At 38.2% G+C, this 12906-nt stretch carries 12 protein-coding genes, 1 tRNA gene and 1 pseudogene; 9 read left to right on the top strand and 5 right to left on the bottom strand.

The genetic code is table 11. The annotated features are described in order from the left end of the window. Window positions 1-166: 166 nt before the first annotated feature. Window positions 167-931: a sulfite exporter TauE/SafE family protein gene (locus ACLHDF_RS03810; protein ID WP_028415040.1), complete on the bottom strand. Its 765-nt coding sequence runs from the start codon at window positions 929-931 to the stop codon at window positions 167-169. A 271-nt stretch (window positions 932-1202) separates the two neighbouring features. Between ACLHDF_RS03810 and ACLHDF_RS03805 the strand changes: the two genes are divergently transcribed. Then, window positions 1203-2477 (top strand): ATP-binding protein, encoded by a 1275-nt coding sequence (locus tag ACLHDF_RS03805; RefSeq protein WP_413917682.1) that lies wholly within the window; start codon window positions 1203-1205, stop codon window positions 2475-2477. A gap of 26 nt (window positions 2478-2503) precedes the next feature. Here the strand turns inward: ACLHDF_RS03805 and ACLHDF_RS03800 are convergent, their stop codons facing one another. Beyond that, on the bottom strand, window positions 2504-3406 hold the full coding sequence (locus tag ACLHDF_RS03800; RefSeq protein WP_413917681.1) for a TetR/AcrR family transcriptional regulator: 903 nt from the start codon (window positions 3404-3406) through the stop codon (window positions 2504-2506). Between the two features lie 266 nt (window positions 3407-3672). On the opposite strand from ACLHDF_RS03800, the gene ACLHDF_RS03795 reads away from it, so the two are divergent. Then, the gene (locus ACLHDF_RS03795; protein ID WP_413917680.1) at window positions 3673-5196 is read left to right on the top strand and encodes a DHA2 family efflux MFS transporter permease subunit; all 1524 of its coding nucleotides are present in this window, start codon (window positions 3673-3675) and stop codon (window positions 5194-5196) included. 32 nt (window positions 5197-5228) lie between these two features. Here the strand turns inward: ACLHDF_RS03795 and ACLHDF_RS03790 are convergent, their stop codons facing one another. After that, on the bottom strand, window positions 5229-6281 hold the full coding sequence (locus ACLHDF_RS03790) for a Rieske 2Fe-2S domain-containing protein (RefSeq protein WP_413917679.1): 1053 nt from the start codon (window positions 6279-6281) through the stop codon (window positions 5229-5231). 210 nt (window positions 6282-6491) lie between these two features. On the opposite strand from ACLHDF_RS03790, the gene ACLHDF_RS03785 reads away from it, so the two are divergent. From ACLHDF_RS03785 to ACLHDF_RS03770, 4 genes and pseudogenes are all read left to right on the top strand, one after another. Continuing rightward, window positions 6492-6564, top strand: a tRNA-Thr gene (locus ACLHDF_RS03785). A gap of 60 nt (window positions 6565-6624) precedes the next feature. Then, a pseudogene (locus tag ACLHDF_RS03780) lies at window positions 6625-6840 on the top strand (glycine betaine ABC transporter substrate-binding protein); the annotation flags it as partial. A 142-nt stretch (window positions 6841-6982) separates the two neighbouring features. Then, window positions 6983-7729 (top strand): TIGR02206 family membrane protein, encoded by a 747-nt coding sequence (locus tag ACLHDF_RS03775; RefSeq protein WP_413917678.1) that lies wholly within the window; start codon window positions 6983-6985, stop codon window positions 7727-7729. A 116-nt stretch (window positions 7730-7845) separates the two neighbouring features. Beyond that, on the top strand, window positions 7846-8367 hold the full coding sequence (locus ACLHDF_RS03770; RefSeq protein ID WP_413917677.1) for an NAD(P)H-dependent oxidoreductase: 522 nt from the start codon (window positions 7846-7848) through the stop codon (window positions 8365-8367). A 24-nt stretch (window positions 8368-8391) separates the two neighbouring features. Here ACLHDF_RS03770 and ACLHDF_RS03765 read toward each other — a convergent pair whose 3' ends face one another. Together ACLHDF_RS03765 and ACLHDF_RS03760 are read right to left on the bottom strand one after the other, a co-directional pair. Further along, on the bottom strand, window positions 8392-8757 hold the full coding sequence (locus ACLHDF_RS03765; RefSeq protein WP_413917676.1) for a cupin: 366 nt from the start codon (window positions 8755-8757) through the stop codon (window positions 8392-8394). A gap of 221 nt (window positions 8758-8978) precedes the next feature. Continuing rightward, a complete protein-coding gene (locus ACLHDF_RS03760) occupies window positions 8979-9710 on the bottom strand; it encodes an LCP family protein (protein WP_413918257.1) in 732 nt (243 codons plus the stop codon). Window positions 9711-10247: 537 nt separating this feature from the next. Here ACLHDF_RS03760 and ACLHDF_RS03755 point away from each other — a divergent pair. The 3 genes from ACLHDF_RS03755 to ACLHDF_RS03745 all read left to right on the top strand — a co-directional run bounded on the left by ACLHDF_RS03755 (window position 10248) and on the right by ACLHDF_RS03745 (window position 12899). Next, window positions 10248-10922 (top strand): hypothetical protein, encoded by a 675-nt coding sequence (locus ACLHDF_RS03755; protein WP_413917675.1) that lies wholly within the window; start codon window positions 10248-10250, stop codon window positions 10920-10922. Window positions 10923-10998: 76 nt separating this feature from the next. Next, window positions 10999-12099, top strand: a complete 1101-nt coding sequence (locus tag ACLHDF_RS03750) for a M24 family metallopeptidase (RefSeq protein WP_413917674.1) — start codon at window positions 10999-11001, stop codon at window positions 12097-12099. Window positions 12100-12320: 221 nt separating this feature from the next. Beyond that, window positions 12321-12899 carry a suppressor of fused domain protein gene (locus tag ACLHDF_RS03745; protein WP_413917673.1) on the top strand — a complete coding sequence of 193 codons (579 nt, stop codon included), beginning with the start codon at window positions 12321-12323 and terminating at the stop codon, window positions 12897-12899. Window positions 12900-12906: the final 7 nt, after the last annotated feature.

Below are 12906 nucleotides of genomic sequence, written 5' to 3'. Positions count from 1 at the left end.
GTAAGGTTGTTTGGAGTGTCATTAGTCTCTTTGACTAAAATTTAATAAAGATATTGGTTGAAGTATATAAGGAGAGAAGTGAAAGGAGTTAAAACATTATTATTTTTAATATAGATCTTTAAAAAAACTAATAAAAAGCACATGCAAAGGCATGTGCTTTTATTTATTAAATGAGTTTAATTCCGCTAATTAAAATGATGGTCGCCATAATGGCTTGAAGCGGTCTTGAAGGCACTTTAGTTGATAAACGGCTTCCGAGTAAAACACCTGGAATAGATCCAGTTAATAGATTAGCAGTCAACATATAATCAACGCTTCCAAAGCTTGCATTTAAAATACCAGCCACCGTAACGAGAAGAAACGCATGTGCAATATCAGTTCCAACCAGCTCAGATGTTTTTAGCTTAAATAAGTACAGCATCGCAATCGCAAATAATGAGCCAGAACCAATTGATGTTAGTCCGACAATGAATCCAAAGACTACGCCAATTCCGATTGTTAATCCTTTTTTCTGATTTAAGTCCATTTCTTGAAAACGATTTGGACGAATCAATTTATCAAAAAAGACGCGAAAGATAATTGAAATTGCAACCAGTGTCATGACATACCCAAGAGCATGCTTGATAATCGTTTCTTGATGCTCGTGAAAAGATGGAAATGCATGAAGTGTTACAATGGCAAGCACAGCGCTCGGAATACTTCCAAAGGCTAAATATTTTGCTAATTTAAAGTTAATGGTTCGCTGTTTATAGTGCTGAGCGACTCCGAATAATTTTGTGATAGAATTGTAGACAAGATCTGTGCCTACGGCAATCGATGGGTTAATGCCGAGTACAATCAGTAAGGGTGTTAATAAAGCGGCTCCTCCAACTCCCGTTAAGCCTACAAGGGTTCCAACGAATAATCCCATTAAGGTAATTGATAGTTCCATATTTCGTCCTCCTACTCTCAAAACCAAGTACATTGATCTGATTATAGAGCATTATGGCTCATATGTAAATAAAATTCTGAATATTTTTAGGGGAGTTGAAAAGGTTTTTTTACCCTTCACTATTTTAGGGAACGGACGATAAAGTCATAGGAAGTTATAAAAAAGTAAATAGAATACGTTTATTTATCTATGATTACGCTCTAATTTATGTTACAAATGTAAATGCAATAAAAGAGTTTATTTTTATCTCATTTGAAAGACCGGTGAATGCATGAGTTTTGTCACGAAAGATTTGTTAATTAATTTTTTGTTTATTTTATTGGCGCTGTTCTTAGTGCAGATGTTTTATTTGATCAAGTATGCTAAAAAAATTCATTGGTGGAAAGATCATTATATCGCGGTTTTTCCGATTTTAGCTATTACCTTTTGCCTTTTGTTTCCCGTTAACGGAGCTTATGTCCCGGATGACTATCGAATGGATTTGCGAAGAATTCCCTATATTTTAGGAACGTTATATGGAGGCTGGCCGCTCGGAAGCTTGCTTTTTGTCTTTATTTTGCTGCTGCGCTTGTTAATTGGAGGGTACGATGTAGGGTTTTTATCAACATTAATTGCTTTGCCGATTTTGACCATTCCTTTATTTTTCATAACGAAATACTTTTTACATTTTTCATTAAAAAATCGAATTATCATGAGTACCTGTCTTAGTGTAATAGGTTCTTTATTAGCTATGCTTGTATCTATTTTTGTTTTGCACGTAACGAGCATCCCGATTAGCGTTTGGGTTCAGTTCGCAGTTTTAGATGTAGCAGGCATGTTTGTGATTACAGTACTATGGGAAGCGATACGGGCAAATTTATTAGTGCTGCAGCGCCTGATGAAAGCAGAAAAACTAGAAATTGTAAGCCATTTAGCCGCCAGTATCTCTCATGAAGTGCGAAATCCTCTAACAGCAAGCAGAGGATTTATGCAAATGCTGCAAGAAGATGAAAAAGAACCCGTTAAAAAACGCTATATTTCAATTGCTATTAATGAACTAGACCGTGCAAAAGAAATCATTGATGATTACTTGCTGTTTGCCAATTCTGCTCCAGAACGAAATGAAAAAATGAACCTGTCAGAAGAAATTCATCATGTCACCCATATCATGACGCCTCTTGCCAACATGAATGGAGTCGCTATTGATTTTACATTTGACGAAGAAGCGAAGTTCTTCGTAATGGGAGAGAGAAGAAAGCTTCAGCAGTGTCTAATCAATTTATTTAAAAATAGTATTGAAGCTATGCAAAATGGAGGTACGTTAACCGTTAAAGTAGAAAAAGAAGGCGAGGCTGTTATCGTTGATATTATTGATACGGGCTGCGGCATGACCCAAGAACAAATCAATCGGCTAGGTGAGCCGTATTTTACAACAAAAGAAAAAGGTACGGGACTTGGAACAATGGTATCTTTCAGTATTATTCATTATATGAAGGGAAAAGTGAGTGTGTCTAGCGTAAAAGGAAAAGAAACGTGTTTTTCACTTGAATTTCCCCTTTGTGAATAAAGAGCAGCTTTAGGGCTGCTCTTTATTTAATGAAGTTCACTCACATACTGATCAATCAACGCCTGCAGTTCTTCTAGCGTCGTTTTACTTTTGTTAACAGGCAGCTGCTTTAGTGAATGAAGAGCACTATCAACAACAAACTTGCGAGGAGTCGATTGCTTAAACAGCTCTTCTTCAATAAAGCTAATAAGCTCTGTGCATTTTTGACGTTCGAATTCATCGGTAAATTGCTTGTGAATTTGTTTTTTTAAATCAATAAGTGCTGTAGAAATGTCCTGTTCTATGTGATTTCTGGTATCCGGGCAGGACGGAAGCCATTCTTTAATTGTTTGCGGATCAAGCAAGATGTCTCTTGAACTTGCTACTTCGTCTACAAGTGGAAGCAAGCGCTTGACGCTGTAAGTTATAATCTCATGTGGATCCGTATTTGTGCCGTTAACCATAAAATTATAGTGAAAGTTGCGATGAAGCATACCAAGAAACATAATTGCACAATCTAGCAGATACGGTTTCTTTTCTTCTCCAAATAAATCAATAAACCGTTTGTAGAACCAGTTTACTTCAATAAACTGGGTTTTTTTTATGTATGCTTTTAAATCCGGATCATTGGAAACAAATACTTCTTCAAGCAATGTGAAAAATTTATGTTTATGATGGTTTTTCATCTGCGCATCGATTTGTTTAATAAATACATCTACATCGGTCAGGCTTTTACCAACCAGCAGCTGATTGCGCTCTTGTTCAATTGTCGTATGAAGCCATGTAAAAACAGCGATTAATAATTCATTTTTTGAAGAAAAATAGTTGTAGAATGTTCCTTTTGAAATGCCGCTATAATCAATGATGTCTTGAATAGATGTAGCTTGAAATCCTTTTTCAACGAAAAGATGATGTGCATTTTTTACAACTTGCTGCTTTCGGTTATTCATTATTATCACCTAAATATAAAATTAGACTCATGGTCCAACTTCATGATACATGATTTAAAGCGTTTACACAAATGTTCTTTTTGAAATGAATTAATGATATCCCTTAGATGTATTGATATAAAAGGAATGTAGGGCTAAAAAAGCCGGGTGAATAAAGGGTGTTAACGCAGAATTTTTCACTTGCATAAATTGAACTCTCAGTATAATATACTCTATGTAGAACATGTGTCTAAAAAAATGAACTTAAAGTATAAGGAGGTACAATGATGAGTCAATCGATAAATCAAATGGAAAAGCCGCCGTATGGCATAATTGCTATTTTGTTAATAGGCGCTTTTATCTCATTGTTGAATGAAACGTTATTAAACGTGGCGCTGCCGTCTATCATGAAAGACTTAGATGTGACAACGTCGACCGTCCAGTGGCTTTCTACTGGATATATGTTAGTGAATGGTATTATGATTCCAACTACCGCTTTTTTAATTCAGCGCTATTCTGTCAGAGGATTATTTTTAACGGCGATGACTTTATTTACAGCAGGAACAATACTTGCTGGTGCTTCACCCGTATTTTCTGTATTGTTAACCGCTCGTATTATTCAAGCATCAGGCGCAGCCATTATGATGCCGCTTTTAATGAACGTATTGCTAACAAGTTTTCCATTAGAAAAACGCGGAGCTGCGATGGGGATCTTCGGTTTAGTTATGATTTTTGCTCCGGCAATTGGTCCAACATTATCAGGATGGCTAATTGAACACTACGAGTGGAGAATGTTATTCCACCTTGTTACGCCAATTGCGGCAATTGTATTAATAGGTGCTTTCTTCTTATTAAAAGACAAAAAAGAAAAAGTGGAAATCAACCTTGATTTCTTATCCCTTGTGTTATCTACAATTGGATTTGGAGGACTTCTATACGGATTTAGCTCAGCAGGAGATAAAGGCTGGGACTCTGTGGAAGTATACGGCACAATTATTGTAGGAGCTGTGGCTCTGATTCTATTTATTACGCGTCAGTTCAAGCTACAAACACCTATGCTTGAGTTCCGTATTTTTAAATATCCAATGTTTGCTTTATCGTCAACGATTTCAATGGTAATTACAATGGCGTTATTCTCAGCCATGCTGTTAATGCCAATATATGTTCAGACCGTACGAGGCATTTCTCCGCTTCATTCAGGATTATTAATGCTTCCAGGTGCGCTGCTAATGGGTGTGATGTCACCGATTACCGGAAAATTATTTGATAAATTCGGAGCGCGTGCACTGGCTGTAACGGGTCTAGCTATTACAGCTGTTACGACGTATTTCTTCAGTAATTTAGAGCTTGATACGACATATACAACGCTCATTACGCTTTATACGCTTCGCATGTTCGGAATGTCTATGGTTATGATGCCGGTTATGACAAATGGATTAAATCAGCTGCCGCAGCGCTTTAATCCGCATGGTACTGCGATGAATAATACGCTTCAACAAGTATCGGGAGCTATTGGTTCAGCTCTTTTAGTAACGGTGATGTCAAACCGTACAGTTACGCATGCAAAAGAGCTGGCTCAAGATGCGATGAGCGGAGCAGGATCCGCTAACGCAGCGGCAGCCGGGGCAGCTCAAATGAAAGAACAAATTGAGATGCAGGCAATGGTACAAGGGATTAACGATGCGTTTGCCGTTTCAGTAGTACTGGTGGTTGTTGCCTTAATTCTTTCATTGTTTATGAAACGCGCAACGCCAACAAGTGAAGACGAAGTGGTAAAAGAAAAATCAGGACGCGAGCAGTTTGCTAAATAAAAAAAATCCCCGCTGTCTGAGCGGGGATTTTTTTAGCTTGTATATCTAAAGCTTAAGCCCATTTTCTTTAACAGTTTCCGGTAGCCAATGGACGTTTGATCAGCCATAATATGCGCTTCCATCTGCAGATCTAAAGGCAAGTCCTCAGGCTTTTGGTTTTCCACCATTTCACGGTCTTCGTCAAAAACGCGAAGATTAAAGTCATACACACCTTCAACGGGAGAATCTTTGTCAAAGTTTCGAGCAATTGGTGCGAATAAACGCGTTTCACGGGCTGAAATAGGAGAGACTGCATTCATAATCCAAAGCTCTGCGCCTTGTGGGAAGTAAACTTTTAATGTAGCTGTAAACGGCGGATAAACGTCAAAGACGCGAAGCCATTTAAAATCTGGTGGATTTAAATGCTGCTGTTCTTTCGAGTAATTGCTCACAGTGCTCGTATATTCTACATGAAACCCATAATCCGTATCGTTTACTTTATATTTAGGCACAAAGGCGTTGTTTCGATCGCCAAACGTATCCGTATGAACCCAAGCAAAATGCGCTACGTCTAAAAAGCCTTCCATTTGTCGACCAGCTGAGCCCATAATATCAAAGCTCGGACAAACAATTTGCTGAAAATCAGGGTCATCCCACGCGTCGAAGTAAGGCAGGTTATCTTGTTCTCCGGTCAGGGAAGTCCATACTAATCCAAATCGTTCAATAACTGGATAGACGGCCATACACAGGCGGGGAGAAATGTTGGCGTCGGGGTGGGCTGGAATGGACGTGCATGCGCCGTCCGTTGCATAGCGAAAGCCGTGGTAAGGGCAGACAATTTCATCATCTTCCACCCAGCCCATGCTAAGCGGTGTGCCTCGGTGAACGCATAAATCACGAGCGGCTACAACTTTTTTTGTGGTGCGGTATAGAACTAGATTTACATCCAGTAATTTTACGGACGTTGGTTTCTCTGTGACATCACTACAGCGTGCGACGGGGTACCAATACTTGGCGAGCGTGGTCCAATCTTCTAGGCTGAACGTGCAGTCTCTTGGGTAGGGAGTTGCCGCTTTCGATTTCGTCATGGTTGGTTGTTGTTCCATCTATTTTCTTCCTTTCCTTTGTAAGTTCTTTTACTAAGGGTAATATAAAAAAAGAAAATTCACACAATTTTTGTGAGAGGTTCTAACATAAAATATATAACTTTGTAGAAAGCGCGGATTTCAAAAGATGCAAATTGGAGAATGTACCAATAAAAAAAATTAGAAAAGCGCTTCCCAAATAAATTTAAACGTGATATAATTTTCCAAGACGCTGGTGTAGCTCAGTAGGTAGAGCACTTGCATGGTAAGCAAGAGGTCGCAGGTTCGATCCCTGTCGCTAGCATATTAAAAAACCTTCTTTCGTGTAGAAAGAAGGTTTTTTTATTATTGTTGGCTAAAAGACGACCAGCAGTTCTTCCCTTCGTGTAAAGGAGCACCTGTGCTTTGTGAAGATACGCTAAAAGAAAAAACTGAACTGAAAAAAACTTTAAATCAACTGGGCGGTAAAATCTGTAACGGTGAAATGCGCGAAATGAACTATCAAGTAAATGTGAAAGGAAAAAACGCTGAAGAAGTTGCTCATCAATTTTTAGTGAAAAAAGGATTGATTAAAGAATAAAAATAAAGAAAAAGCAATTACAGGCACCAGCTGCTCTGTGATTGCTTTTTTATTGTGAGAAAACGGCGAGTTAATGAAAATGAGGTCTTATGAACAAGCTAAAGGTACCAAATTTGTTTTCTTATGGAAGGCAGGCGCCGCTATGAATCGATTTTTTACGTGTCATCCTGTGCAACATTCCTTTCAGCTTTTTTCAATCGAACACCTTGTAACTTTAGCCATCATCGTTGTTATAGGAACATTTAGTTTTTTGTGTCGAAAGCAGCTGCGAAGGAAGAGGTTTATGTTTGTTTTGCTTTCACTCGTTCTAATTGTTTCAGAAGTGGCCTATCAGGCTTGGGAAATCGGCTGCCATCAGTGGTCTGCCAAAACTTCCTTGCCTCTTCAACTTAGTGATATAGTCGTGCTGCTGGCCGCCGTTATGCTGATAACCAAAAGCAGGATTCTTTTTTATTTTGTGTACTTCGCAGGGATCAGCAGCTCTGTTCAAGCAATGATTACACCAGACCTTGGAGGCTATGCGTATGACCAGTTTCGCTATATTCAGTTTTATGTATCTCACGGCGGTGTGGTACTTGCTTGCTGTATGCTGATTGCTATCTGCAGATATCAGCCGACATTTCGTTCTTTATGGATGAGCGTGCTATTTGTCAATCTTTATGGAGCTTTTATCTATGTCATGAATCGTTTAATCGGTGCGAATTATTTATACATGATGAAAAAGCCAGAGCACGCTTCCTTACTGGATGTTCTTGGACCTCATCCTTGGTATTTAGTATGCATTGAAGGAATCATGATTCTTAGCTTTCTTGTCCTTTATCTGCCGTTTTGGATGCATAAAAAAATTAAAGGAAGTAAAAGCAAAGTCAATTTTGTTGAAGGAGAATGACAATACTGGTAGTTTATAAGTGTAAATGGATTTACTGACTGAACAAGCTGTTAGAAGCAAGGGTAAAAAATACAAAAGAATAAAACAAGCACAGACGTCAGAAGGAGAGTATCAAAATGAAAACACTTGTTATTTTAGCGCATCCGAACTTAGCATCTTCTCGTATTAATAAAGCGTGGGCAGAGCGAGTAAAAAAAGAAGAAAATGTACATGTTCATGACTTATACGCAAACTACTCTGATTTTAAAATTGATGTGGAGCAAGAGCAGGAGTTAGCTGTTCAATTCGATCGTATTGTTTTTCAATTTCCCTTTTATTGGTACAGCTCACCAGCGCTTTTAAAAGAGTGGCAAGATGTTGTCTTAACATACGGATGGGCTTACGGGAGCACGGGCACTAAACTTCACGGAAAAGAGTTTGTCGTAGCTACTTCTACAGGAGGTCCTGCAGAAGCTTATCAAGAAGGCGGCTACAATCGCTATCCAATGAGTAATCTGCTTCTTCCGTTTCAAGCTATGGCAAATTTAACAGGCATGAAGTTCCAAACTCCGTTTTTATTTCAAGGAGCAGGCGGTGACCTGAATGACAAAGTCATTCAAGACAGTGCAGAAAGCTACGCTCAATTACTAAAGCAATAAAAAAAGCCGCGTTAAAGCGGCTTTTTAATTTGTATTTGTTCGTGAGAAAGAAGTAAGCAGCTTTTGAGGAGCAATATCTAATCCTTCGATTAGCAATCCTGTCATAGCAGTTAGACTCCCGACTTCAAAGGATTCCCCGGCTCTCCAAAATGCGGATTCACCTTGTTTAATATAAATTTTTAGTCCGTCATCACCAGCTACCCAGCCTTCCCCGTGAACAACTAAGAGAAGCTGTGGAATTGTAGCTTCTTGACGAGGTGTATAATCATTTTCTTGAAAAGATAAAAAGCTAATTTTGACATCTCCAGTATGAGAAAGCAATGGATTTATTCTATAGGTAGAGTGAAGAAAGGAACGCTGTTCTTCAGATTGAAAACCATATAATTTCATACTTTCATCTCCTTGAATAAGAAATAAAAAAAGAATGCTTCTTATTTCATATACGCTTGTAATAAAAAAATAGAACTCGAAAGAAACAGCTCCTTCCTAGAAAATAGCTTGATTTTATTTTTATTTTTTTGTCGAAGCTGAAATTTTTTTGGAGGATAGGGAGGAAAAACAGAAGTTTTTTTGAATAATATAAAAAAGGTGTCCCTAATGGACACCTTTTCCTAATTTAAAAATGACTGTAATGCTTGTTTGTTTTGTTCAAGGTCTATGCTTAACACAGCACCAATGCCGGATATTCGTTCATTTGAATAGGAGCCTTCAACCGGTAGCCTAAGCGATTTTAAATCTGGCTGATTTCCAACTAAGAAGTCTTTTCCTATCACAATAAATGTTTTTGGTGGAATATTCGTATCCACATACGGATCAATAACTCCCCATAGCTTAGGAGCTTTCGCAAGCGTCTTTACTTGAAGAGCTTCATCCATTAATTTACCAATAACTTCTTGCTGACGTTTTACCCGTCCGAAATCACTTTGGCTATCGTGTCGGAATCGCACATATCCTAGTAATTTATCTCCGTGAAGAGTTTGTTTTCCAGGTTTTAGCGTCATGCCAATTCCTGATGACATTTCGTGTGGCACGGTAACTGTGATTCCATCAGGGGCAATTGTATCGGCAACTTTAGAAAAACCTTTAAAATCAACAACGGCATAATAGTTTACATCTACGCCAAAATTTTCTTTAATTGTCTTGCGCATTAATTCAGGCCCGCCAAATGCATAGGCTGAATTTAATTTGTTTTTGCCGTGTCCTGGAATATCCACATATGAATCACGCATCAAAGACACAATTTTAGGCTGATTGCTGTCTTTATCATAATGAGCAATCATGATTGTATCGGCACGCGAATGTTCTTCACCTCGAGAGTCAATTCCAAGAAGCAGCACATTCATGCTATCTAAATTGGCGCTTGCACCATTAAAATCAAACTGTCCATCTTTCCCAAAAGCTCCGTCTGCTTCTGCTAACCCTTGTTGGTATTGATAATACACATACGCACCAGCGGCGATTACAAGAATTAGAAAGAAAAGAAGTAGCTTTCTAAAGCGTTTCTTTTTTCTTTGCTTTTTTCTTTTATGTTGTTTACGTTCTGTATGTTCTTCCAAATGTCTCACCATCGCATTCAAAAATATTAATACTTTTTTGTTTGAAACCAATTATGCAAAAAATTATAAAACGACATAATAAAATTAACACTAAGGAATTAGATTAGCAAGTAAGTTCACTAGTAAATCTGTAGAGACAGCTAAAATAAAAGCAGTATATAAATAGAAGAAAGAGGAAATAAAGGTTATTTTTTTCTAGTATATTTGTTATAATCTATCATAGTTAGGGAAAAAGTTCTGTATTTTAAAAAGTGGATAAGAGGAAAGTCTCTGTTTTTAGAGAATGAAATATAGGTCTAAATGTAGGGAAAAGGAGTGAAGCGAATGAGTATATATGTGTCATCTTCGAACCTTGTGCTAATTCCAGAAGCGGCGTTAAGCCACTGGAAAAGTTATGGCACAGGGGAATTGACCGGAGCTATTATTTCAGGTAAAGATAGTGCTGAAATAATTAAAGAGCTTAATCAGTCGTCTATTCTGCCTTTTACAAGTTTTTTCTATCGAAAGCATTTTGTTATTTTGTTTGATAAAGAACAAGTGAAAAATCATTTTGAACAACTGCTTTTATTATATAAATCTCAGGGCTATGTTTTTTATTCTTCTACTCTATACGATGATCACTGGTCCCAGGTTCTTGAGGGAACCAAGCAGCTGCTAATAGTAAATGGGCAAGCGGTGCCGGTGCTTGAGCTTGAACAAAACGGTGAATTTGATGTTGTACGTGATAAAAGTGGTTTGCACATTGTGATAGATGATGACGAAGACGAAGAAAAGCAGCTGGAAAAAAAAGTTCATGAGCTTCCGCTTGAAGAAGGTACCTATTTTATTGGTGATCCGGGATTTATTGAAAACCGAGACATGCTGGTAAAAGAATATCTTCCTAAAGGGACGTATGAATTTATTTATAGATACGGAGAAAATGGCTGGCTGATGAAAGTAAGTATTCAACGAAAAGCGATTAAAGAGCAGCTTACTACTCTTCATGCAGCTTTGTCGTAACCCCTATTCATTCTGCTTAGGATTGCTAAATAACTATGTTATAATAGTAATATTGCACAATGAAAGGGGTTTTTTTATGGAAGCACGTCTGCAAAAAGTCGTATCATGGCTTAAAGAAAAAAATGTAGAAACGGCCTTTATTTCGTCAACTGAAAACGTATTTTATTTAACTGGATTTCACACGGATCCGCATGAGCGTCTGCTTGGCTTATTTGTGTTTAATGACGCTGAGCCTATGCTTGTTTGCCCGTCAATGGAAGTGGGGCAAGCAAAAGAAGCCGGCTGGAAGTTTGATGTAATTGGGTATGAAGATCATCAAAATCCTTGGGAACTCATCAAAGAAGCTTTACATAAACGAAACGTAATAGATGTGAAAAAAGTTGCTGTAGAGAAAGAGCAGCTGCTGTATGCGAGAGCGGAAGAACTGCTTAACTTATATCCACATGCTGAGCTAGTTGGAGCAGAAGAGAAATTAAATCAGCTGCGTTTAATTAAAGATGAGCGTGAAGTTGAGATTCTGCAAAAAGCAGCTGAACTAGCCGATTTTGGCGTAGAAGTAGGCGTAGCTGCTTTAAAAGAAGGCGTTACGGAAATGGATGTTCTGGCTAAAATCGAATACGAGTTAAAACGAAAAGGAATTCGCGAGATGTCGTTTTCGACGATGGTTTTATTTGGTGAAAAAACAGGAGAAGCCCATGGAAACCCAGGCCTTCGTACGTTAAAAACGGGCGATATGGTTCTGTTTGATTTAGGCGTAGTGCTAGATGGATACTGTTCAGATATTACGCGTACAGTAGCTTACAAGTCGATTAATGATAAACAAAAAGAAATTTATGAAACGGTACAGCGCGCTGAGCAGGCAGCTCTTGAAGCTTCCAAGCCCGGCACTCGCATTGGCGACTTGGACATGGTAGCACGTAATATTATTACAGAAGCAGGGTATGGAGACTATTTCTTACATCGTCTTGGTCATGGTCTTGGTATTAGCGTGCATGAGTTTCCTTCAATGAGCCGCAACAATGATGATGTGCTTCAAGAAGGCATGGTGTATACGATCGAACCAGGTATTTATATTCCGGGTCTCGGAGGCGTGCGTATTGAAGATGATGTAATCATTACAAAAGATGGATACAAAACGTTAACGAAGTACCCAAAAGAATTGCAAATTATTTCATAATAATGTCAAAAAATAGAGGCTGCCGTGCTGCAGGCTCTATTTTTTATAGGGAAAGAAAAAATTGGTTAAGGTTTCTTGTTTGCTTCTCGATGCAATTCCATAGTATGTTACGAAACGATAACATTTCTATCACATTTTCTAAAAACTATATCGTAAGCGAGTGCGGTAGTATATGCTGTACAGTAGGGGGCTTTTTAAGGTCGCAAGCAAGGAGGCTTTTTATGAGTAATTTTACAAAAGATGAGGAATTAATTATACATAAAGCAATAGATGTATTTGGTCAAAAGGACCGCATTGAAGATTATTCAGATGAACGAAAAAAGCACGGCATTCATGTGGTGGCGTGTGAAAATCACCCGCGCCAAGACGTAACTGCTTATGCAACGCTCGGTGGACATCACTGTCCGACAGGTTATACAGTTGGAGGGATTCCACTTCGAATTGAAATTGTGGGGGCTTGCCATCAGGAATTCGGTATTTATTCTGCTATTTTAGCAAATTGTATTTTCCATATGATGAAATCCCATGTGTCCATCTTCCCAGGAGCTATCTATAAAGATGTTATTACGGTCCTTGATGACAGCTTCCATATGCAGCATATTTTGCTGATTCCGCCGTTTTTATGGGATAATTTTTCAACTATTGAACTATCTGATAAAAAAGTAACATTTCTGCAAGCTGTTCCAATTTCAGAAAATGAACGTGCTTTTGCACTCGAGTACGGAGTAGATTCATTGCTAAGCCGCTTTGATGCTGAGCAGGTTAATGTCTTCAATTTAGAAAGAAGATCTGTTGTATAAACAAAAA

Source organism: Priestia megaterium (genome assembly GCF_046599315.1).
Classification (GTDB): domain Bacteria; phylum Bacillota; class Bacilli; order Bacillales; family Bacillaceae_H; genus Priestia; species Priestia megaterium_F.
Note: the sequence above shows the minus strand (reverse complement) of the source record. Positions and strands in the feature narration are given on the sequence as shown.

Coding starts and splice junctions, on each gene's coding strand:
- ACLHDF_RS03810 (WP_028415040.1), bottom strand. CDS start 931: ATGGAACTATCAATTACCTTAATGGGATTATTCGTTGGAACCCTTGTA.
- ACLHDF_RS03805 (WP_413917682.1), top strand. CDS start 1,203: ATGAGTTTTGTCACGAAAGATTTGTTAATTAATTTTTTGTTTATTTTA.
- ACLHDF_RS03800 (WP_413917681.1), bottom strand. CDS start 3,406: ATGAATAACCGAAAGCAGCAAGTTGTAAAAAATGCACATCATCTTTTC.
- ACLHDF_RS03795 (WP_413917680.1), top strand. CDS start 3,673: ATGAGTCAATCGATAAATCAAATGGAAAAGCCGCCGTATGGCATAATT.
- ACLHDF_RS03790 (WP_413917679.1), bottom strand. CDS start 6,281: ATGGAACAACAACCAACCATGACGAAATCGAAAGCGGCAACTCCCTAC.
- ACLHDF_RS03775 (WP_413917678.1), top strand. CDS start 6,983: ATGAATCGATTTTTTACGTGTCATCCTGTGCAACATTCCTTTCAGCTT.
- ACLHDF_RS03770 (WP_413917677.1), top strand. CDS start 7,846: ATGAAAACACTTGTTATTTTAGCGCATCCGAACTTAGCATCTTCTCGT.
- ACLHDF_RS03765 (WP_413917676.1), bottom strand. CDS start 8,757: ATGAAATTATATGGTTTTCAATCTGAAGAACAGCGTTCCTTTCTTCAC.
- ACLHDF_RS03760 (WP_413918257.1), bottom strand. CDS start 9,710: ATGAATGTGCTGCTTCTTGGAATTGACTCTCGAGGTGAAGAACATTCG.
- ACLHDF_RS03755 (WP_413917675.1), top strand. CDS start 10,248: ATGAGTATATATGTGTCATCTTCGAACCTTGTGCTAATTCCAGAAGCG.
- ACLHDF_RS03750 (WP_413917674.1), top strand. CDS start 10,999: ATGGAAGCACGTCTGCAAAAAGTCGTATCATGGCTTAAAGAAAAAAAT.
- ACLHDF_RS03745 (WP_413917673.1), top strand. CDS start 12,321: ATGAGTAATTTTACAAAAGATGAGGAATTAATTATACATAAAGCAATA.